The sequence below is a fragment of the Pseudomonas sp. SORT22 genome, assembly GCF_018417635.1.
In the GTDB taxonomy this organism is placed as follows: Bacteria; Pseudomonadota; Gammaproteobacteria; order Pseudomonadales; family Pseudomonadaceae; genus Aquipseudomonas.
The window spans coordinates 1,040,040-1,059,668 of sequence record NZ_CP071007.1 but is presented as its reverse complement, the minus strand read 5'-3'; the positions used below and the strand labels follow the sequence as shown (position 1 = coordinate 1,059,668).

General features: G+C 61.1%; 21 protein-coding genes. 11 read left to right on the top strand and 10 right to left on the bottom strand.

Annotated elements, in window-relative coordinates:
• Positions 1–23 precede the first annotated feature (23 nt).
• Entirely contained in the window at positions 24–1,355 is a 1,332-nt protein-coding gene (locus tag JYG36_RS05060) for an OprD family porin (RefSeq protein ID WP_156160193.1), read from the top strand.
• 210 nt (positions 1,356–1,565) lie between these two features.
• Positions 1,566–3,059: a sensor domain-containing diguanylate cyclase gene (locus JYG36_RS05055; RefSeq protein WP_045197872.1), complete on the top strand. Its 1,494-nt coding sequence runs from the start codon at positions 1,566–1,568 to the stop codon at positions 3,057–3,059.
• On the opposite strand, the gene JYG36_RS05050 is transcribed toward JYG36_RS05055, so the two are convergent.
• Complete coding sequence (locus tag JYG36_RS05050; protein ID WP_045197145.1) at positions 3,056–3,532, bottom strand: PA2169 family four-helix-bundle protein; 477 nt, start codon at positions 3,530–3,532, stop codon at positions 3,056–3,058. The two genes, JYG36_RS05055 and JYG36_RS05050, sit on opposite strands and share 4 nt — an antisense overlap.
• Before the next feature lie 201 nt (positions 3,533–3,733).
• Between JYG36_RS05050 and JYG36_RS05045 the strand changes: the two genes are divergently transcribed.
• On the top strand, positions 3,734–3,964 hold the full coding sequence (locus JYG36_RS05045) for a DUF3820 family protein (protein ID WP_093379533.1): 231 nt from the start codon (positions 3,734–3,736) through the stop codon (positions 3,962–3,964).
• Here the strand turns inward: JYG36_RS05045 and JYG36_RS05040 are convergent, their stop codons facing one another.
• From JYG36_RS05040 to ptsP, 3 genes are read right to left on the bottom strand one after another with little or no spacing between them, the layout of a single operon-like run.
• The gene (locus JYG36_RS05040) at positions 3,965–5,701 is read right to left on the bottom strand and encodes a PTS fructose-like transporter subunit IIB (protein ID WP_213603270.1); all 1,737 of its coding nucleotides are present in this window, start codon (positions 5,699–5,701) and stop codon (positions 3,965–3,967) included.
• On the bottom strand, positions 5,698–6,648 hold the full coding sequence (gene pfkB, locus JYG36_RS05035) for a 1-phosphofructokinase (RefSeq protein WP_213603269.1): 951 nt from the start codon (positions 6,646–6,648) through the stop codon (positions 5,698–5,700). Before pfkB ends, JYG36_RS05040 begins: the two co-directional genes overlap by 4 nt.
• Positions 6,648–9,506: a phosphoenolpyruvate--protein phosphotransferase gene (gene ptsP, locus JYG36_RS05030; RefSeq protein WP_213603268.1), complete on the bottom strand. Its 2,859-nt coding sequence runs from the start codon at positions 9,504–9,506 to the stop codon at positions 6,648–6,650. Before ptsP ends, pfkB begins: the two co-directional genes overlap by 1 nt.
• A 399-nt stretch (positions 9,507–9,905) precedes the next feature.
• Here ptsP and cra point away from each other — a divergent pair, with 399 nt between their 5' ends.
• The 4 genes from cra to JYG36_RS05010 all read left to right on the top strand — a co-directional run bounded on the left by cra (position 9,906) and on the right by JYG36_RS05010 (position 12,977).
• Positions 9,906–10,901, top strand: a complete 996-nt coding sequence (gene cra / locus JYG36_RS05025) for a catabolite repressor/activator (RefSeq protein ID WP_045197136.1) — start codon at positions 9,906–9,908, stop codon at positions 10,899–10,901.
• Between the two features lie 2 nt (positions 10,902–10,903).
• Positions 10,904–11,683: a TatD family hydrolase gene (locus JYG36_RS05020; protein ID WP_213603267.1), complete on the top strand. Its 780-nt coding sequence runs from the start codon at positions 10,904–10,906 to the stop codon at positions 11,681–11,683.
• A 98-nt stretch (positions 11,684–11,781) separates the two neighbouring features.
• Positions 11,782–12,276: an Hcp family type VI secretion system effector gene (locus JYG36_RS05015; RefSeq protein ID WP_123566525.1), complete on the top strand. Its 495-nt coding sequence runs from the start codon at positions 11,782–11,784 to the stop codon at positions 12,274–12,276.
• Complete coding sequence (locus JYG36_RS05010; protein ID WP_093379504.1) at positions 12,273–12,977, top strand: DUF4225 domain-containing protein; 705 nt, start codon at positions 12,273–12,275, stop codon at positions 12,975–12,977. The genes JYG36_RS05015 and JYG36_RS05010 overlap by 4 nt, the downstream gene beginning before the upstream one ends.
• Before the next feature lie 381 nt (positions 12,978–13,358).
• Here JYG36_RS05010 and JYG36_RS05005 read toward each other — a convergent pair whose 3' ends face one another.
• Positions 13,359–13,616: a nucleotidyltransferase family protein gene (locus tag JYG36_RS05005; protein ID WP_213603266.1), complete on the bottom strand. Its 258-nt coding sequence runs from the start codon at positions 13,614–13,616 to the stop codon at positions 13,359–13,361.
• A 3-nt stretch (positions 13,617–13,619) separates the two neighbouring features.
• Positions 13,620–14,396, bottom strand: a complete 777-nt coding sequence (locus JYG36_RS05000) for an AraC family transcriptional regulator (protein ID WP_213603265.1) — start codon at positions 14,394–14,396, stop codon at positions 13,620–13,622.
• A 95-nt stretch (positions 14,397–14,491) separates the two neighbouring features.
• On the opposite strand from JYG36_RS05000, the gene JYG36_RS04995 reads away from it, so the two are divergent.
• Entirely contained in the window at positions 14,492–15,367 is an 876-nt protein-coding gene (locus JYG36_RS04995; RefSeq protein WP_213603263.1) for an EamA family transporter, read from the top strand.
• On the opposite strand, the gene JYG36_RS04990 is transcribed toward JYG36_RS04995, so the two are convergent.
• Positions 15,364–15,966, bottom strand: a complete 603-nt coding sequence (locus JYG36_RS04990; RefSeq protein WP_045197126.1) for a transglycosylase SLT domain-containing protein — start codon at positions 15,964–15,966, stop codon at positions 15,364–15,366. The genes JYG36_RS04995 and JYG36_RS04990 overlap by 4 nt on opposite strands.
• Before the next feature lie 464 nt (positions 15,967–16,430).
• On the opposite strand from JYG36_RS04990, the gene JYG36_RS04985 reads away from it, so the two are divergent.
• The 3 genes from JYG36_RS04985 (at position 16,431) to JYG36_RS04975 (ending at position 17,458) form a co-directional block, all read left to right on the top strand.
• On the top strand, positions 16,431–16,658 hold the full coding sequence (locus JYG36_RS04985) for a hypothetical protein (protein ID WP_045197124.1): 228 nt from the start codon (positions 16,431–16,433) through the stop codon (positions 16,656–16,658).
• A gap of 65 nt (positions 16,659–16,723) precedes the next feature.
• Positions 16,724–17,026, top strand: coding sequence for a DUF3077 domain-containing protein (locus JYG36_RS04980; RefSeq protein WP_195885019.1), 303 nt, complete (start codon positions 16,724–16,726; stop codon positions 17,024–17,026).
• Positions 17,027–17,089: 63 nt separating this feature from the next.
• Positions 17,090–17,458: a YcgJ family protein gene (locus JYG36_RS04975; protein WP_249744399.1), complete on the top strand. Its 369-nt coding sequence runs from the start codon at positions 17,090–17,092 to the stop codon at positions 17,456–17,458.
• A gap of 66 nt (positions 17,459–17,524) precedes the next feature.
• Here the strand turns inward: JYG36_RS04975 and JYG36_RS04970 are convergent, their stop codons facing one another.
• The 3 genes from JYG36_RS04970 to JYG36_RS04960 all read right to left on the bottom strand — a co-directional run bounded on the left by JYG36_RS04970 (position 17,525) and on the right by JYG36_RS04960 (position 19,537).
• Positions 17,525–18,055: a hypothetical protein gene (locus JYG36_RS04970; RefSeq protein ID WP_249744398.1), complete on the bottom strand. Its 531-nt coding sequence runs from the start codon at positions 18,053–18,055 to the stop codon at positions 17,525–17,527.
• Between the two features lie 301 nt (positions 18,056–18,356).
• Positions 18,357–18,560, bottom strand: coding sequence for a hypothetical protein (locus JYG36_RS04965; RefSeq protein ID WP_213603261.1), 204 nt, complete (start codon positions 18,558–18,560; stop codon positions 18,357–18,359).
• Positions 18,561–18,700: 140 nt separating this feature from the next.
• Positions 18,701–19,537, bottom strand: a complete 837-nt coding sequence (locus tag JYG36_RS04960) for a hypothetical protein (RefSeq protein WP_249744397.1) — start codon at positions 19,535–19,537, stop codon at positions 18,701–18,703.
• Positions 19,538–19,629: the final 92 nt, after the last annotated feature.

Here is a 19,629-nt window from a genome sequence, read left to right as displayed (position 1 = left end):
TTCACCCCAAGGAGTCCACACCGGTGAACACTGCTTTACGCTTCACCCCACTGTTCGTTGCATTGGCTGCAACGATGCCCTGCAGCGCCCAGGCCGACGAGGAAAAAGCCGAAGGCTTCATCGAAGGGTCGAGCCTCAATGTGCACGCTCGCAACTACTACCTGAACCGCAACCAGCTGTTGCCAGGCGTGCGTGACAACCGCGAATGGGGCCAGGGTTTTCTCGGCAAATTCGAATCGGGCTACACCCCGGGCACGGTCGGTTTCGGCCTCGATGCCCACGCCATGCTCGGGCTGAAACTCGACGGCGGTGGCGGTACCTCCGGCTCGAGTATTTTGCCGATCAACACCAAGGGCGATGGCGAACCGGGCAAGGCCCACGATTCGTTCTCCACTGCCGGCGCTGCGCTGAAGATGAAAGCCTTCGACACCGAGCTCAAGGCCGGCGACCTGTTCCTCACCAACCCGGTGATCGCCGGCGGCGAGTCGCGCATGCTGCCGCAGACCTTCCGTGGCGTCAGCGTCACCAACAACAGCTTTGACGGGGTGATGCTCGAAGCCGGCCAGGCCAGCTTCACCAAGCCCTACAACCAGAGCGGCCACCGGCGCATCGACACCTTCTACGGCAAGTTGCAGGACGAGCGCGACAGCCGCCACCTGAACTGGGCCGGGGTGGCCTGGAGCGGCGTACCGAACCTGACCTCGAGCCTGTATGCCGCCGAGCTCAAGGACATCTGGAACCAGTACTACTTCGATCTGGACTACACCTGGCAGCTCAACGAGCTGGTCAGCCTCAACCCCGGCCTGCACTTCTACCACACCCAGGACACCGGCCAGGCGCTGCTCGGGCACATCGACAACAACACCTACAGCCTGCATTTCACCGTCAACGTCGGCTACAACAGCCTCACCGCGGTGTACCAGCGGGTCAACGGCAACACCCCGTTCGACTACATCAACCAGGGCGACAGCGTCTTTCTCGACAACTCGCAGATTTACTCGGACTTCAACGGCCCCAACGAGCGCTCGTGGAAGCTCAAGTACGCCTACGACTTCGCCGGTGCCGGCATCCCCGGCCTGACCTCGATTGTGTCCTACTCGCGCGGTGAGCTGGACATGAGCAAGGTCGACCCCAACAGCGTCGGCTACGGCCACTGGTACAACGCCGACGGCGAGAATGCCCAGCACTGGGAACGTGACGTCGACCTGCAGTACGTGTTCCAGCAAGGCCAGCTCAAGGACCTCTCGGTACTGCTGCGCTGGGCCTCGCACCGTGGCACCCAGGGCTACTCGCACATCGACAACGATGTCGACGAGTACCGAGTGATCGTTGACTACCCGCTGAACATTTTCTGATCGAACCTGTAGGCGCGAGCTTGACTCGCGATGCGATGGGTCTGACCCGTTGCAATCGCGGGGCAAGTCGGGTCGCCGCACCGCCGCTCCCGCATTCGTCAGAATGTCACCATTAAATCCTTGTCCGACAATCCGCGCGCCCCTAGAATACGGCCGCCGCGCAGTAATACCGCACTTTCCAGACGGTCTTCGGCATCAGTGACCATGACGTTGCCCACCCGATCCCAGCGATCCGCCCTGTACAAGTCTCATCCGGAGCTGATCCTCAACCTGGGCAGTTGCCTCGCGGTGCTCGCCATCGTCGCCATCGTCACCTTCCTGTTGATGCGCGAACGCAGCAGCGTCGAACAGGCTGCCGCACGCTCGGCCAGCAACATAGTGCAGCTGATCGAAAGCGACATCGTGCGCAATGTCGAACTCTATGACCTTTCCCTGCAAGGCCTGATCTGGGCCGTGCAGCGCCCGGAACTGCTCGCCGTGCCGGTCGAGCTGCGCCAGCAGATTCTCTTCAACCAGGCCGTTACCGCACCGGTACGTGGCGATATCCTCTGGCTCGATGCCAAGGGCGACGTGGTTGCAGACTCCACCAGCAGCATCCCGCGCCAGGCCAATTTCGCCGACAGCAAGGACTTCCAGCAGCATCGCGACAACCCCGACCTGGGCCTGGTCATCGGCCAGCCGTTCAAGGCACGGCTGGGCGACCTGGACTGGTGCATCAGCTTCAGCCGGCGCATCTCCGGGCCCCACGGTGAGTTTCTCGGGGTGGCTGCCGGGGCCTTGCGCCTGTCGTACTTCAGCACGCTGTTCCAGCGCCTGGACATCGGCACCGACAGCAGCATCAACCTGATGAACACCGACGGCGCCCTGCTGGTACGCCAGCCGGGCAGCCCGGATGAACCAAAAATCGGCCAGAACTACAGCGACCGGCCGAACTTCCAGCGCATGCGCGCCGATGTCAGCGGCACCTTTGCCGGGGTTTCCACCCGCACCGGCAAAGAACGGCTGTTTACCTTCGCCCGGGTTGGCGACTTGCCGCTGATCGTCATCGTCGCCCACTCCGCCGACGAAGTCTTCGAGTCGTGGCGGCGCACCGCCGTGCTGGTCAGCGTCGCCACCGGCGTGCTGTGCATCGGCATTCTCTGGCTGACCCTGCTATTGGGTCGCGAATTGCGCCGCCGGCAGAGCGCCGAACAAGGCCTGGCGGCGCTGGCCGCCACCGACAGCCTGACCGGCCTTGCCAACCGCCGGCGCCTCGACCAGGTGCTGCGCCAGGAATGGGCGCGCAGCCTGCGCAATGCCCGGCCGCTGGCGGTGCTGATGGTCGATGTCGATCACTTCAAGGCCTTCAACGATCGCCATGGCCACCCGGGTGGCGATGCCGCCTTGCGCCAGGTGGCCGCAGCGATTGCCAGCAGCATTCGCCGCCCGGCCGACCTGGCCGCACGCTATGGGGGTGAGGAATTTCTGGTGGTGTTGCCGGAGACTGAACTGCCGGGGGCACTGCTGCTGGCCGAACGCATTCGCGCAGCCGTCGAGGCGTTGCCGCCGTTTGGCGCTGACACAGCGCCGGTGACCGTCAGTATCGGCATCGGTTGCCACACGCCAGGCGCCCAGCAAGATCTCGCGACCTTGCTGGGCGATGCCGACGAGGCGCTTTACCGTGCCAAGGGCAACGGCCGCAACCGGGTCGAGGCTGCGCGTTAAGAGCTGGCGCGAGCCTGGTTGCGCAGGGCCTTGACCTGGTCATGGTTGCGCTGCACACCGTGGTACTGGCGTTCAACCAGGGCGTACACCTCGCTGCTTGGCAGGGTGTTGAGGCGAGCCAGTTTTTCCAGGGCGTCCTTGTAGGCTTTCAGGGCGTGGTCCTCGCCGCGCTCGACTTCGTTGAGCACCGCTTCTTCATCCTTGCCGGTGAGCATCGACTTCAGGTTGACCCAACCACGGTGCAGGTCACCGCTGACGCTGGTGGAGGTTTCCGGGTCGCCGCCCAGGCTGCGCACTTGCTGTTGCAGTTCGGCGGCGGCGCTACCGCACTCACCGGCACGCTGGATGAAGTAGCTTTTGAGCTGCGGATTTTTCACATCCTCGGCAGAGGTTTTGAAACCCTTTTCGCCATCCTTGCTGAACTCGATCAGTTCGTTGAGAACCGAGACCACTTCTTTGTTGGGGGTAGTCATGACGTTGCTCCTTTGCATGAGGGAAGTGCAATAGATCGGAGCAGGGTTCGTGCCAGCCGGCGAACATAAAAAATATCGTTAACTTTCAATAACTTGAAATTAAATGAACTTATCACTTGCACGCGTTCTGCATGAACTGTCCTTTGGCCTTCATGCAGATTGCATGTATGTTGGCCCACCTCTTCAAAGAACAGCCTTGCCATGAACCCGGAAGCCCTCGTCCTGCTGGTCACCCGCGAAATGCCCTACGGCAAATACCAGGGCCGGCTGATCGCCGACCTGCCTGGTCACTACCTCAACTGGTTCGCCCGCCAGGGCTTTCCCAAGGGCGAGCTGGGTAGCCTGCTGGCACTGATGCACGAGGTCGATCACAACGGCCTGAGCGACCTGCTGGTCCCCCTGCGCAAGAAGTACCCGCGCCCGCGCAACTGATCAGGCCTTGGCCGGCTGCACTGTCAGCTCCACCCCTTCACCACGCTTGAGCACGGCATACACCACTGCCGTCAGCAGGCTGCCGGCGACGATCGCCAGCAAGTACAACACGGCATGGTTGATCGCATTGGGGATCAGCATGACGAACAGGCCGCCATGGGGCGCCATCAGCTTGCAGCCGAAGTACATCGACAAGGCGCCGGTCAGCGCACCGCCGACGACGCTGGCCGGGATCACCCGCAGCGGGTCTTTGGCGGCAAACGGAATCGCCCCCTCGGAAATAAAACACAGGCCCAGCACCAGCGCCGCCTTGCCAGCTTCGCGCTCGCTCTGGGCGAACTTGCGCCGGGCAATGAAGCTGGCGATGCCCAGGCCAATCGGCGGCACCATGCCGGCGGCCATGGTCGCGGCCATCGGTGCATAACTCTGCGACGCCAGCAGCCCGACCGAGAATGCATAGGCCGCCTTGTTGATCGGCCCACCGAGGTCGACGCACATCATCCCGCCGAGCAACACGCCGAGCAGAATCGCGTTGGTGGTGCCCATGCTGTCGAGAAAATGGGTCAGGCCTTCGAGCATGCCGGCCACCGGCTTGCCGACCACGTAAATCATCACCAGGCCGGTGAACAGGCTGGCCAGCAGCGGGATGATCAGGATCGGCTTGAGCGCCTCAAGGCTGCTGGGCAGGCGCGCCCAGCGGCTGATGGCCTTGGCGCTGTAACCGGCGAGAAAGCCTGCGACGATCCCGCCGATAAACCCCGCGCCCAAGGTACTGGCGAGCAAGCCGCCAATCATCCCCGGCGCCAGCCCCGGACGGTCGGCTATCGAATAAGCGATGTAACCGGCCAGCAGCGGCACCATCAGTTTGAACGCCGCGTCACCGCCAATTTGCATCAATGCCGCAGGCAGGGTGCCGGGCTCTTTGTAAGCCTCGATACCGAACACAAACGACAGCGCGATCAGCAAACCGCCGGCCACCACCATCGGCAGCATGAACGACACGCCGGTGAGCAGGTGCTTGTACACCCCGGTTTTTTCGCTGCGCGCAGGCGCTGCGTTTGCACCTTGCGCGGCAGCTTCTTCGCGGGCTTCGGCCAGGGCTTTTTTCAGTGTGGCCTGGGCCTGCTTGAGGGCAACGCCGGTGCCGCAGCGGTAGATGCGCTTGCCGGCAAAGCGCGCGGTGGGCACCTCGATATCAGCGGCCAGCAGCACCACGTCGGCGTCGGCAATGGCCGCTGCCGACAAGGGGTTACGCGCCCCCACCGAGCCCTGGGTCTCGACGCTGAGCTGGTAGCCCAGTTGCTGCGCCGCCTGCTGCAAGGCCTCGGCGGCCATGAAGGTATGGGCGACGCCAGTCGGGCAGGCAGTGACCGCGACAATCTTCGCGCTGCGCTCTACCGGCGCTGCAACCGGCTCGGCTTCGGGCTGATAAACCACAGCCTTTTCGGCCGCTTCACGGAGAAAGTTTTCGACATCCGCCAGGGCTTGCGCCGGGGTGCTCTGGTACAGGCGCTTGCCGGCGAAACGGCGCAGCTCCAGCGGGCCGGTGTTGACCACCAGCACCCAGTCGGCGGCAGCGATCGCCGCCGCCGATAACTGCCGCTCGGGTTGCTGCGGGTCGTGCACTTCAACGCTGGTGCTCCAGCCCTGGCGCAGCGCGGCCGCTTCCAGCAGGCGCGCACTGAGCACACTAGAGACCTGGCCATTGGGGCAGGCGGTGACGATGGCAATGTTCATCTGCAAGCCTCTTGTTGTTCTTCTGTCAGCTGCACCTGGCTTTCCAGTTGCGCCAGTTGCGCCCGGTCGTTGATGCCGAAACCGATCTGGGTCACCGCCTGGGCGGCAATCGCCGTGGCCCGGCGCAGGGTTTGCGCCGGCGTGTCGGCGCTCAGCAGGCCATGGACCATGCCTGCCAGCAGCGAATCGCCGGCGCCGACGGTACTGGCTACCGTGACCTTGGGCGGCACGGCGCTGAGGACGCTGCCCTGGCGGAACCAGTTGACGCCCTGCTCGCCCTGGGACACCACCACATGTTCGACACCCTGGCCGATCAACCGGGTTGCAGCTTGTTGCTGCTGGGCAACATCATGCACCGCAGTGCCAAGCACTTCGCTCAGCTCATCGGTGTTCGGCTTGACCAGCCACGGCCCGCAGGCAAGCCCGGCCCGCAAGGCTTCACCGCTAGTGTCCAGAGCCACTTTCAGGCCCATGGCCTTGAGCCGGGCCAGGAGCATCTGCAACCACTGCGGGCTGATGCCCTGCGGCAGGCTGCCGGCCACCACCACCGCAGCGTGACCGGGGGCGATCTGCTCCAGGCGGGTCAGCAGTTCCAGACGCGCCTGCTCATCGACCTGCGGGCCGGGGCCGTTGATATCGGTGACCTGGCCGCAGGCTTCGACCAGCTTGATGTTGCAGCGGGTCTCGCCGGCTACCCGCACGAAGCAATCGGCAAAGCCGCGGCGGCCGATCAGGGCCTCGAACGGCGCCAGGTTGTCGCGACCGAGAAAGCCGCCCACCGTCACGCTATGGCCAAGATCAGCCAGTACCTGGGCAACGTTCAGGCCCTTGCCGGCGGCATGGCTGTGCTGCGCCTGGCTGCGGTTGACCTGGCCGGCCAGCAGGCTGTCGAGGCGGACGGTAAGGTCCAGCGCCGGGTTCAGGGTCAGGGTCAGTATCTTGGCCATCAACGGGTCTCCAGCAGTGCCCGCACTGCGCCGGCACTGCCCTGCAGCAAGGCTTGGCGCGCAAGCTTTTGGGCATGTTCAAAGTTCAGTTCACGTACTTCGGCTTTCACCTCGGCGATGCTGCGCGCAGCAACGCTCAGCTCATCGACGCCAAGGCCGAGCAGCAGCGCCACCGCCTGCGGATCGGCCGCCAGCTCGCCGCACACGCCGACCCACTTGCCATGGGCATGGGCGGCGCGCACGGTGATATCGATCAGTTGCAGCACCGCCGGGTGCAGGCCGTCGGCTTGCGCCGAAAGGCTCGGGTGGCCGCGGTCGATGGCCAGGGTGTACTGGGTCAGGTCGTTGGTGCCGATGCTGAAAAAGTCCACCTCCCGGGCCAGCACCGGCGCCAGCAAGGCGGCCGATGGCACCTCGATCATGATCCCCAGTTGCAGGTCGCTGACGCTGATTTCCTCGCGCAGGCGCTCGACCATGGCCCGCGCCTGGCGCCACTCTTCGAGCTGGCCGACCATCGGGAACATGATCCGCAGCGGCCGGTCGCCAGCAGCGCGCAGCAAGGCGCGCAGCTGGCTTTCCATCACCTGTGGGCGTTGCAGGGTCAGGCGAATGCCGCGCACGCCGAGGAAGGGGTTTTCTTCCTTGGCGATCGGCCAGTAAGGCAAGGGTTTGTCGCCGCCGACATCGAGGGTGCGCACCACCAGCGGCCGGCCAGCAAGGCCATCGAGCACGCGGCGGTACTCGGCCTCTTGCACGGCTTCGTCGGGGGCTTGCGGGTGAGCCATGAAGATCAGTTCGGTGCGCAGCAGGCCAACGCCTTCGGCGCCCTGATCAACCACCGCTTCGATCCCGGCGCTTTCGCCGATATTGGCGAACACCTCGATGGCATGGCCGTCGCGGGTGATTGCAGGCTCCAGGCGCCGGGCCTTGGCGGCCTGCAGGCGTTGCTCGCGGCGGTCGCGTTCGGCCAGGGCCCGTTCGAGTTGGTCAGCGGCGGGGGCGACGGTCAGGCGCCCGCGCTGGCCGTCGAGCAGCAGCGGCGTACCCGGGGCAATCAGCAGCACGGCGTCGCCCGCACCCACCACAGCGGGTATGCCCAAGGCACGAGCGACGATGGCGCTGTGGGCGGTGGCGCCGCCCCGAGCGGTCAGAATCCCGGCTACCCGTTGTGGGTCGAGGCGCGCCACATCGGAGGGGCCGACCTCTTCCATCACCAACACATAGGGTTGCTGCGGCGCCGGCACTTCGGCTTCGCCACACAGTTGGGCCAATACCCGCCGGCCGATATCGCGCAGGTCGGCGGCACGTTCGGCGAGCAACGCATCGTGCAAGGACTCCTGCTGGCGCGCGGCGGCATCGATCACCGCCATCCACGCAGCGGCGGCGCTTTCGCCCTGGCGCAGGCGCTGGTCGACTTCGTCGCTGAGGTCCGGGTCGGCGAGCATTTCCTGGTGGGTGACGAAAATCTCGCGGATGGCCTTGGCCGGGCTGCGCTGGGTCAGCGCTTCGATCTCCTGGTTCACATTGCTAAGCGCTTGCTGCAAGCGCTGGCGTTCAATCGGCAGCGATTCACCGCGCAGCGGGTAGTCGAACTCGCGCAGCACCTGGATATGCGCCGGGCCGCTGGCAATGCCCGGCGCGGCGGCAACGCCGTGGATCAGCGCGCCCGCTGCCGGTGGCACAAGCTCTGGCTCGGCGATCACCTCGATGACCGCCTCGACGACGGGCGCCAGCGCCTCCACCTCTTCGCCCAGGCCCGCTTCAATCGCGGCCAGCAACGCCGGCAAGGCATCGCCGGCAATGGCGGGTTCGGCGATGATTTCCAGCATCTGCCCACGCCGGGCGCCGAGACTCAGCAACTTGCTCAGGCTCTTGGCCGACACCGCCGGCTGGCCGCTGTCGACCAGGCGCAGGCGAATCTCGCCATCGAAGTTTTTCGCCAGTTGCGCCAGTTCCTTGGCCGGCCGCGCATGCAGGCCGTGAGCATTGGCCAGGCCGATACGCGTGCTGGGCCAGTCGGCAGGCAGCTCGCCGCCCAGCACTTCCAGCACGGTGCGGCTGTTGGTGGCGCGGCACAGCTCCTGGCCGCGGCCTTCGATCAACAGCGTGCACAGGCGCTCGAGCAAGGCTTGATGGGCGGCGCCAAGGCTGGCCAGGCAGAACAGGCCCTGCACCGGCTGGCCATTGTGGCGCAGCGGTTGCTGCGGGGTGACGAAGGCCAGGCCCGGCTGGCGCACCGCCTGCTCGCTGTGCAGCCACCACAGCCCCTCGCCCAGCGGCAGCGGGTCGAGCTGCTGCAACACCCCGGCAAAGCCGCCGCCGACACACTGCGCGCGGGTCAGCAGGCGTGCGGCGCGCCATACCAGCTCGTCAAAATCTTCGGCGGGCACGCCCAGGCCGATCATCTGCGCATCCAGCGCCAGCTCCTGCGGCGCGCCTTGCAGCAACTTCAGCAATGCCTCAGCAGAGCTGGCACGGCGCAGGGCTTCGGCCAGATCGGTCTCGCCCAGGGCGCGGGTCAGCAGTTGCAGCAGGCGCAGGTGCTCATCGGAGCGGGCGGCGATGCCAATGGCCAGGTAGACGATCTGGCCATCGCCCCAGTCCACGCCTTCGGGAAACTGCAGCAGGCGCACGCCGGTGGCATGCACCAGCTCGCGGGTTGCGGGGGTGCCGTGGGGGATGGCAATACCTTGGCCGAGGAAGGTCGAGCCTTGCGCTTCACGGGCTTGCAGGCCGGCCAGATAGCCTTCGGCAACCAGGCCGTCGCTGACCAGGCGCTCGGCCAACAGGTGCAGCGCCGCCGACTTATCCACAGCCGACTGGCCCATGGATATCTGCTCCACGGTGAGCTCGAGCATGACCTTCTCCTTTGCAGCACCAGGGCGGTGCCGAGGTATTGTTGTGAATTGTTCAGCTAAGGGCCAGTTGCAATGGCCCTGTCCAGGCAAAGGGATCGGCAGTAAATCGCCTGCTGAAACGTTTAATCTAGATTCACGAGCACGTTACTCGATAATGTGGGATGAATGAAGCCCTGCTTGTCGTATTGCTGTAGGAGCGGGCTTGCCCCGCGATCGAGCGCGAAGCGGTCGTACCTCAGTGCCGGACACGTCGCCGGGGCAAGCCCGCTCCAACTGTGAACAACATTGCCCATGTTGTAGGACAATTGCGACAATGGTCGTCTGCGCCATCCTTCCAGGATCGGCGACAATACCCGGTCAGGCTTTGCAGCCAGTCTCGGTAATAACAAGGAAAATGCGGTGAAACTCAGCGATATCGCGCGTCTGGCCGGTGTGTCCGTCACCACCGCCAGCTACGTCATCAATGGCAAGGCCGAACAGCAACGCATCAGCAAAAGCACTGTCGAGCGGGTGCAGGCGGTGGTCGAAGCCCATGGCTTTACCCCCAACCCCCAGGCTGCAGGTTTGCGCAGCCGGCACACGCGTACCCTCGGCTTCATCCTCCCCGACCTGGAAAACCCCAGCTACGCGCGCATCGCCAAGCAACTGGAACAACGCGCCCGGGCCCAGGGTTACCAACTGCTGATCGCCAGCAGCGACGACCAGCCCGACAGCGAGCGCCAGCTGCAGCAACTGTTTCGCGCCCGCCGTTGCGACGCCCTGTTCGTCGCCAGCTGCCTGCCGCCAGAAGACGACAGCTACCGCGAACTGCAAGCCAAGGGCATGCCGATCATCGCCATCGACCGCAGCCTCGACCCCGCGCACTTTTGCTCGATCGTCAGCGACGACCGCAACGCCAGCCAGCAACTGACCCGCAGCCTGCTGGCCACCCAGCCTGCACACATCGCCCTGATCGGCGCGCGCCCGGAACTGAGCGTCAGCCAGGCCCGCGCCGGCGGCTTCGACCAGGCCCTGGAAGGCTTCGGCGGCAACGTCAGCCGTCTGCAAGGCGAAGCCTTCAGCCGCGAGTGCGGCCAGCGCCTGATGAACCAGCTGCTCGAAGACCTCGGCCGCTTGCCCGATGCCTTGGTGACCACTTCCTACGTACTGCTGCAGGGCGTGTTCGACGTACTGCAAGCGCGCCCGGCCGACTCGCGCAGCCTGCAACTGGGCACCTTCGGAGACAACCAATTGCTCGACTTCCTGCCGCTGCCGGTCAACGCCATGGCCCAGCAACACGGCCTGATCGCTGAAACCGCGCTCAAGCTGGCCCTCGCCGCCGTTGAACAGAAGCAATACCAACCTGGCGTGCACGCCATCGGTCGAACCTTCAAACAGCGAATCTTCCCGGCCTGAACATGCGCCTGATCGACACCCACACCCACCTGGACTTTCCAGACTTCGACCCCGACCGCCCGGCCTTAATGGCCAACGCCCGGGCCAGTGGGGTCGAGCGCATGGTGGTGCTGGGGGTGTATCAAAGCAACTGGCAGCGGATCTGGGACCTGGTGCGCAGCGACGCGCAGCTTTATGCCGCGTTCGGCCTGCACCCGGTCTACCTCGACCAGCACCGCCCCGAGCACCTTGTCGAATTGGGCGACTGGCTGACCCGCCTGCAGGGCGAGCGCCAGCTGTGTGCCGTCGGTGAATTCGGCCTGGATTACTACCTGCCCGAACTCGACCGCAAACGCCAGCAAGCGCTGTTCGAAGCCCAGCTGCAACTGGCCGCAGACTGCAACCTGCCCGCCCTGCTGCACGTGCGCCGCAGCCACGCCGTGGTGATCGCCACGCTCAAACGCTACAAACTCAAGCGCGGCGGCATCATCCACGCCTTTGCCGGCAGCGTCGAAGAAGCCCGCGAGTACCACAAGCTCGGCTTCAAACTCGGCCTCGGCGGCGCCGCGACCTGGCCGCAGGCGCTGCGCTTGCACAAGGTGCTGCCACAGTTACCGCTCGACAGCGTGGTGCTGGAAACCGACGCGCCAGACATGGCCCCGGTGATGTTCCCCGGCGTGCGCAACAGCCCGGAGCACCTGCCGCAGATTGCCCAGGCGCTGGCCGCGATCATGGGGATTGAGGTTGAGCGGTTGGCTGAGGTGAGTACGGGTAATGCTTGTGAGTTGTTTGGCTGGGCGTAAATCTTTCAGGCCAAAGCAACAATTTTCGGAAACGACCTACATACCCATCTGCTTATTCGAATCTAGGCTGCGCTCTCTGACTACAGGGAGTAATGCTTATGGCCAATCATGGATACATGACCATCACCGGCAGGCAGCAAGGGTTGATCTCGGCTGGCTGCTCCACCGCAGACTCAATGGGCAATAAGTATCAGTCCGGGCATTGCGACGAGATCATGGTGCTGGCGTACAGTCATAACCTTTCCAACCTCGGCAACACCCAGAACGCCACCCACCGCCCGATTGTCATCAGCAAAAACATAGACAAGGCATCACCGTTACTGGCTCAGGCGTTGGCCAATCGAGAGGAGCTGAAGTGCCTGATCAACTTCTTTCGAATCTCTTCCAGCGGCCACCATGAGAAGTACTACACCATAGAACTCAGGGGCGGGATGGTCGTCGATTTGAGGATCGATGTACCCCACGCGGTTCTCCAGCACGACATGGATGCCCAGGAACACCTTGCCATCCGCTATCGCGACATTTTCTGGACTCATCACCTGGCAGGCACCAGCGGTCATGCCTTTTGGGGGGACAAGCAATGGAGCGAATGAAGAAAAAACCTGAACTGCGCTCACATGATCTATGGGAAGTCAGTAGCGCCGCCGCACGCCTGACCAGCTACGCCTGCTCGATCAGTGCCCGACATCTTCAGGATGATGGTGTACGCATGCAATTCAACCGCGAGCTGGCGTACTACGCCAAGCGCGTGGTCGATGATGTCGAGCAGCGACGCTTGAGCCCTGAGGAAGGGCTTAGAGAAATTCAGGAGGAGCAGCGGAGTTTGCTTAGCCAGTCGGGCGAAATTTTCAACAAAGGGTTGGGCCTGGCAGCGGGTACGGCTCAAGTAGCCGCAGGGGGAGGCATTTGCTACGCCTCGGTGGGAACCCTGTGCGTACTATTTGGCGTACCGCTTATGGCCCATGGAGCGAACAACATTTATGAAAACAGTCAAAACTTATTATTGAGCAGAAACGATACGCAGGGGCCGGTCAGAAAAGGGTACCAGCATGCAGCAAAAATGCTGGGCCATCAGAGCCGGGAGGGCAATATAGCTTATGGTAGTGTTGATTTAGGTCTTTCCGTATATGGCCTTAGCCGGTACGTTCTAAAGAAAGACAGCTGGCGATTGTTTCGATACTTGAAATCAGACTATGAGCGCGGATTCAAAAATTTGGGAAGCGTATCACTAGGCACTGAGATTATAAGCGATGTAATTACAGGCACGCGAATCTATGAGGAAATTAAAAAATGATAATTACTGCTTTTTTCGCGTTTGCAACCCTGGGCATTTCATTAGCACTTCTATTAAAGAAGCGCTTCACCGGGGCTGACCTAGGCTGGACAAAGTTCCTTATCTGCTTGACCTGCAATGTCTTTTTCGGCAGTTGCTACCTCTATCTAGTGAACCATGAAAAATACACCTACCTTAGAATTCAAAACTACTCATCGGATGATTACCCGCTCATAGGTTGGCTCTCCATGGCACTAGTACTATTTCATGGATGGGCTTATCCGCGAAAGCTATAAAACCCGAGTACGAGCCCAGCGAGAAATGATCCCACCAGCTTTCATCGGGTTTTCGCTTTCTGCAGGGACTCAGCCACCCCACAAAAGGACATCAGCCAACACACCGCTACCGTGGCCACTTACTCAACCACGCCTTGCCCGCAATCCGCTCCTCATAAACCTGCCGCTTATCCACCACAAAGCGCCGACTCGGCCTGAGCAGCAGCGCGAATAAGTCATCAAGCCCCAAAGGCGTCGACACTTCACACCTGTCATCAACAGTACGCCGTACCGCAATGGCGGTAGCCGTTTCACACCAGAAGGACATCGCTTCGGCGGATGAACCATAGGGCGCATCGCCGTTGCGGCTGTGCATGCGCGCCATGATTCATAGCGCATCCTTGCTGAAATACCGACTCGGCGCCGCCCCCAGCACCTTGCGAAACACACTGGTAAACGCACTCGGGCTGCTATAGCCCAGGTCCACCGCCACCCGGGTAATCGGCTCGCCATTGCCCAGGCGCACCACCGCTGCCAACAGGCATGCCTGCTGGCGCCATTCAACATAGCTGATACCGGTTTGCTGACGAAACAGCCGGGTAAACGTACGCCGGCTCCGGCCCACCTGCCGGGCCATGTCATCGATGCTCACCTCAAGCGAGGGTTGCTGCAACAGCCGCTGGCACGCCTGGGCCAGGCGCGGATCATCCGGCAGCGGCGCATTCAGCGACAGCGGCGCCATGTTGGCGATTTCGTGCAGCAGCAAGGCCATCAAATGACCGTCGCGCTGTTCTTGCGCATACAGCGCCGGCACGTCTGCTGCCTGAATCAGCAACTGGCGCAAAAACGCCGACACATCGAATACCTGACACAACCCCGGCAGCGCCAAACGTGCCGCCGCCTCGTTGCTGATGTAAGTGTTGAGCATGGTCACCGGCCCGCTCATGACCATCTCATGGGGCACTTGCGCCGGCACCCAGATGGCCCGTTGCGGCGGCACCACCCAGTTGCCCTGGCGGGTGAACACGGTGATCACCCCACAGGCCGCATAGGCGAACTGCCCGCGCTGGTGGGTATGCAGCGCGAAGTGATGGCCATCGGCATAATCAACGGCGGTCACCACTACATCGCGGGGAATGTGTTCAGACGGGTCAATTTCAATCATGGCCCGAATCTACCGATATGCGACCCGATAGCGCAAGCGGGCCAGCGCCTGCATTGCGCATAGTTGCGCCCTGCCCGCCTGTGGATAACAACACCATGCAACCAAAACACTTGCTGCTCGCCGTGCTGGTGACCGCCGTCTGGGGCCTGAACTTCCCCATCAGCAAACTGGCCCTGGCCGAGATCGACCCGCTGTTGCTTACCGCCCTGCGCTTCGGCCTCGCCGCCCTGCCCTGGGTGTTGTTCATCAAACGCCCGTCCGTGGCCCTGGGCTGGCTGGCCGCCTATGGCTTGATCTTCGGCGTGGCAATGTGGGCGCTGATCAACTTAGGCATCAGCCTGGGCGTGCCACCCGGCACCGCTGCCCTGCTGATCCAATTCAGTGCCTTCTTCACCTTGGGTTGGGGCGTGCTGCTGTTTCGCGAAGGCATGAGCCTTGGCCAGTGCGTTGGCGTGGTACTCGCCGCCCTGGGTTTGATCTGCATTATCGCCAGCAGCCCCGGCCAGGCGACGACCGCGGGCTACAGCGTGTTGCTGGTCAGCGCCTTCAGCTGGAGCGTTGGCAACGTCATCATCAAACGCTCGAAAGTGCGTGAGATGTTTGCCTTTGTGGTGTGGGCCAGCCTCTTCCCGCCGATCCCCTTGCTGCTGCTCACCTGGCTCAACCATGGCAGCGCGCCGTTCACCGCCCTGGCCAGCCACCTTGAGGGCATCGCCCTGCTATCGCTGGTGTTCCAGGTCTACGCGGCGACGCACTTCTGCTACTGGGGTTGGAACCTGTTGCTGCGCGAGTACCCGGTTTCAACCGTTGCGCCGCTGTCGTTGCTGATCCCTATATTCGGCATCGCCGGCTCCATCGTCATGCTCGGCCACCTCATCGATCGCAACGAAGGCATCGCCATTGCCCTGATTCTGGCGGCCCTTGCAGCGGGCCTGATCAAGACCCGCCCGCTGCTGCGCCGAACGGTCTAGAACCAACCGCGATCATCTTCCAGCTCCTGGCGACAGGCCTTGAGCTGGGCGCCATAGACCCGCGACTGCGCCTCCACCTTGCGCGCCACCTGCATCAACCACGGCTTGCTGCGATAGGTCCCACGACTAAAACCGCCGCGCCCTTCGTGATAGGCCAGGTACTGATTGTAGGTATCCCACTTGGAAATCCCCAACTGGCGCTGGGTGCCAGCGGTGTACCAGCCGATGAACATGACCGCGTCATCGAAGTTATCGCGCGAGCCGCCATTGCCGGTGCCGGATTTGTACTCACCCCAGACCGGGTCCTGGGCCTGTGCATAACCATAGGCCGAACTCACCCGCCCCCACGGAATTACCCACAGCAAGTAGTCGCGGGGCGGCAGCGCATCGGAGACGAAGCTGCTTTCCTGCTTCATGATCGCCATCGCCACATGTTGCGGCGTGCCGAACTGCTGCTGCATCTTCAGCGAATCTTCGTACCAGTCCGGGTACTGGCGGTAGATATTGCACAGATTGTTCTGATCCCTCGGCGGCGCCGTGGCGCAGCCCGACAAGACCGCAACCATCAACATCAGCGCCCACACTCGCCCTTGTTTCATCCATCGCCCCAGCAGAAAAGAGGGCTTTCGTTGCCCTTCGTATAAAACGCAGCGCCTGGCAGGGCCAGGTTGCGGTGACCTCCTATGATGGCGTGGGTGATGGCAGGGTCACCAGCGTGGAGCGTGGATTTGTAACGAATAGTCGCGAGAACGGTACGTTAACGGCGGAAATCTTCAGAATTTCCTGATTCCATGTAGTCCATTTCCCAATCATACTTTTGCCGCGCGTAAACCATTGCGATGGCATTGGCCTCACTCTAGTCTCGACCGGTCGTTGACCTTTAACGACAGGCTTTGACAGGCCTCCAGATCTCTAGAACACGTGCACGCTTTATGGCGGCAGTACGTGGGGCACCTCGTGTGCGCCGAGTTTCTAGAGTCCTCGGTCTGTCAACCCGCGTACCGCTGCCACCTACTTGTTTGACAGCAGGTCTGTAGCAGCCTCGATGACTCTAGAGGTTCGCATGCTCAAAATCGTCCCAGACCCACCGCATCATCCCAACCAATCCCTTGAAGACCTTCTCGTCCAGACGTCCGGATATTTGGTCCGTGCGCTGACTATTGCTCAGCAGACCGTGCTGCTCCATCCCAGGCCGCCTGAGCAGGTACTGACCTTGGCCACCATGCACGAGATTGAACACGCCCGAAGCTTGATTGAAGTGGCTTTGAGCAAGGTTCAGTTGAAGCACTGAGGTCAATTTCAGAAGAGCGCCAGTGTTGCTTCGGCAATGCTGGCTGCCTGCTTTGGGAGGTATGGATGAGCGAAGATCGTGCTTCAGTTCTGAAAACGATAGGCGTCGGCACCTTCGGCGAAGGCCCGGGCGGGAAGACCACCGAACGACTGTTTCGGGTTGAGCCAGGGCACAGTGTGGAATTTGTGCTGGAACAGGCAGCTTTGTTGATGGGCTGCGTGAGCAAGCTGACTCATCACGTGATGATTGAAGAAGATGAAGCGATGACTTGTGCGGCTCATTTTCTCAGTGGGATGGCGAAGGCATTGATCGAGGATTTGGCGACGGCAAATGAATCGCCTGGTCTCGCAGAAACCTCTTTGCCTTAACATGGTCTGCTAACCTGCAGCGCCGTGGCTTGCGTAAATCTGAAACCCACTGAACGAAGTCCAATGAGTATGAATAAATCACCTCTACTGTTCTCTTTGGCGCTGCTGCTGGCCGTGGGCGTGATGCCCGCACAGGCCAAACAGCGAACCGCACTGAAAACGCCTGCATCGGGCGTACTCTGCGACCGTTACGTGTGCGCCAATGACAAAGGCATCTCCCGCGAGCTAACGGAAAAGTACCTAGGCAAGAAGGCAGCGACGACCGACGTATTCACATCGAGTGACGTTGACCTGACCGAATTCACCTTCGTTAACGGGATATTCTGCGACGTGAAAGAGCGGCTATGTCGCGAGGATCGGTACTACGGCGCGAACGGGGAGCGATCCGGGGCCGTCTCCAAAAAATACACCAAGGCGCTGTTTGGCGAATGACCAAAAGGTGGCGGGCGAGGTTGAGCAAGTTTGGTTATCCTCGCCAACACCGCCTCCCTGTTGCACTCAGCCCTCCGCTGTTCCCTTCCTCAAGCAAGCGCCGGCCTTTCCGAGTTCGAAAAATCTTCTCAAATTATCGAGAACGTCGTACTCGGATACTTTCTCGTCCCGAACCATGATGGCCTTTTGTTTAGTTAGCCATAGATGGTTTTCCTTGTTCTTATTAGGAACTACAGAAATTTCGAAGCTCATCTTTGAGCTCCCCGGCACGGCGCCGGGCACCTTGGCGTGAGTGAAGCTGAACGTGAGTTCATTGTCTTTGCTTGGCGAGGCGTTTTGCACGCTAATAATGGGCATTTCGGCTTTTGCAACTGATGGGAGCTTGGCGGAGTACGACACGCTTCCAGTGTTTACCTGCTTGGTTATTTCTAAAAAATATTTCTCGTTGTCTTCCGCACTTGTCGGAATCTTGCAGTCTTCACCTTCAGTTATGAAGTATGTGCCCTCGTACTCATAAGAGGGTGCTTTCTCACAGGCTACGAGGAACAGCGAAACTGTACCGATTAATACTAACCTCCATTTTTTCACACTGGACACTCCATGAATTCCATTATCCGTAATACTTATCTATGGTACCACCTGAACATCCATACTCAATCCCTGGACCAGCAGAGAGACAACAAGACATCAGAAAAAACCAGAAACAACAAAGCCCGCACAAGGCAGGATTTGTTGGGTATTTCGTAGAGGCCTCAAACAGCTAGAAATCAGATAGCTGGTGCGGAGACAGGAACCAAATCTAGGTGGTTTTGCCTAGTATTTACTGGGCGACAAGCTAAATCTTAGCAGTCTGTATCCCTAAACGTATCCCTAAACGGCAATTCACCTATGAGCTCTCTCAATGACGTTGATGCTTGGCCGCCCCTAATGATTCTTGGTGATGCTCCTGCGCAGCAGCGAACAGGAATTCCACCTCCGCTTTCAACCGCTCAACCTCTGCTGCCGGCAGAACCCCCTTGGACTCTTCGTATCTGCGCAGGGCAGCGACTGCAGTTTCATACAGAGCCATCTGCTCTTTAATGGCTTTTTTCTCGAATGACATGGCTTCACCTCCTGGAAGGGGCTAGCTGAAGGTGCAATCCGCACACTGAAGTGAAGCCTAGTTGATTGAGCGTGAAAGGTACCTGTCCCTGTTCTAGAGCTAGGCATACAGGCAGACATTCCGGCGTTGCCTACCTGCCCTCAGTGGGAGGAGCCGAGATTCGCGGAAGGATCACTTCTCAAGTGCAAGTCCACTTGGCGGATGATTCGTCCCGACTTATCGTCGATTTTGAACACAGTCTGATCGACGAGCAAGAATGTGCTCTTGCCGTCGGCCAAGATGAGGTGGCCAGTGAGCTGCATCTGTTTTTCAGTGACGATCGTTTGCACACGCTCCAATCCATAAGCTGCATCCAACGTGGTGAATTTATTGAAATCTTTTCGGCCTACGTCTCCCCCGTTGATTAAGCCAATCGCTGGGACAAAAAACGCAAAGAACAACAACATTCCAACCCACGTTGAAGAACCAATGATCGCGTTTACCTTTGTTCGATGGGCGATAGCTTTGATGAAAAAGGCTGCGACGAGGACGAATGCCAAGGCTGTCAGACCTGGAACAACGACAGGATAAGAGTCAGAAGCTCTAAAGGTTCCTTCCAGTATGTTTATGTAGCCCTGCAGGAGTAGCGCCGGGGTGTTCAGAGCCACTTCATTGATATCAATGCCAAATTGCTCGTAATACCCCACCTTGTGCGAGTACCCGTAAACCACCAAAGCAGCTTGTGAGGCTACGGCGCCCAAGGTCACCAGCTTGACCGCTAAATCTTTGTTGGTTGCGGAGTCCTGAGCCACAGAGGGTTGAGTTGGCGGCTGACAGGGAGAGGCCGGAACATCAATGGTCACGGGCGTGACCAACTCCACTCTGACAGTCTTCTCTTTTTTCCAGAACATTTCGCTTTTCCACGAGAACCATGAGGTGAAGAAGTTACCCTCAAGGCTATGGTGCGAGCCAGGACATTCGCGACGACGCCAGATCACGAGGGTTTCAATCAGGTGCCAGGAAGGAAAACTGTAGCGCTTTGCCGGCGGCCGGCGTGACGATGATTGACAAGTGACGAAGCCGACGGTCG

Excerpts from the sequence above, each read along its gene's own strand:
- JYG36_RS05040 (WP_213603270.1), bottom strand. The coding sequence starts at position 5,701 with ATGAACATTGCCATCGTCACCGCCTGCCCCAATGGCCAGGTCTCTAGT.
- JYG36_RS05005 (WP_213603266.1), bottom strand. The coding sequence starts at position 13,616 with ATGGCGCGCATGCACAGCCGCAACGGCGATGCGCCCTATGGTTCATCC.
- JYG36_RS04975 (WP_249744399.1), top strand. The coding sequence starts at position 17,090 with ATGAGTATGAATAAATCACCTCTACTGTTCTCTTTGGCGCTGCTGCTG.
- JYG36_RS04995 (WP_213603263.1), top strand. The coding sequence starts at position 14,492 with ATGCAACCAAAACACTTGCTGCTCGCCGTGCTGGTGACCGCCGTCTGG.
- JYG36_RS05000 (WP_213603265.1), bottom strand. The coding sequence starts at position 14,396 with ATGATTGAAATTGACCCGTCTGAACACATTCCCCGCGATGTAGTGGTG.
- JYG36_RS04965 (WP_213603261.1), bottom strand. The coding sequence starts at position 18,560 with ATGTCATTCGAGAAAAAAGCCATTAAAGAGCAGATGGCTCTGTATGAA.
- JYG36_RS05020 (WP_213603267.1), top strand. The coding sequence starts at position 10,904 with ATGCGCCTGATCGACACCCACACCCACCTGGACTTTCCAGACTTCGAC.
- JYG36_RS04990 (WP_045197126.1), bottom strand. The coding sequence starts at position 15,966 with ATGAAACAAGGGCGAGTGTGGGCGCTGATGTTGATGGTTGCGGTCTTG.
- JYG36_RS05010 (WP_093379504.1), top strand. The coding sequence starts at position 12,273 with ATGAAGAAAAAACCTGAACTGCGCTCACATGATCTATGGGAAGTCAGT.
- JYG36_RS04985 (WP_045197124.1), top strand. The coding sequence starts at position 16,431 with ATGCTCAAAATCGTCCCAGACCCACCGCATCATCCCAACCAATCCCTT.
- JYG36_RS05050 (WP_045197145.1), bottom strand. The coding sequence starts at position 3,532 with ATGACTACCCCCAACAAAGAAGTGGTCTCGGTTCTCAACGAACTGATC.
- JYG36_RS05045 (WP_093379533.1), top strand. The coding sequence starts at position 3,734 with ATGAACCCGGAAGCCCTCGTCCTGCTGGTCACCCGCGAAATGCCCTAC.
- JYG36_RS05015 (WP_123566525.1), top strand. The coding sequence starts at position 11,782 with ATGGCCAATCATGGATACATGACCATCACCGGCAGGCAGCAAGGGTTG.
- ptsP (WP_213603268.1), bottom strand. The coding sequence starts at position 9,506 with ATGCTCGAGCTCACCGTGGAGCAGATATCCATGGGCCAGTCGGCTGTG.
- pfkB (WP_213603269.1), bottom strand. The coding sequence starts at position 6,648 with ATGGCCAAGATACTGACCCTGACCCTGAACCCGGCGCTGGACCTTACC.
- JYG36_RS04980 (WP_195885019.1), top strand. The coding sequence starts at position 16,724 with ATGAGCGAAGATCGTGCTTCAGTTCTGAAAACGATAGGCGTCGGCACC.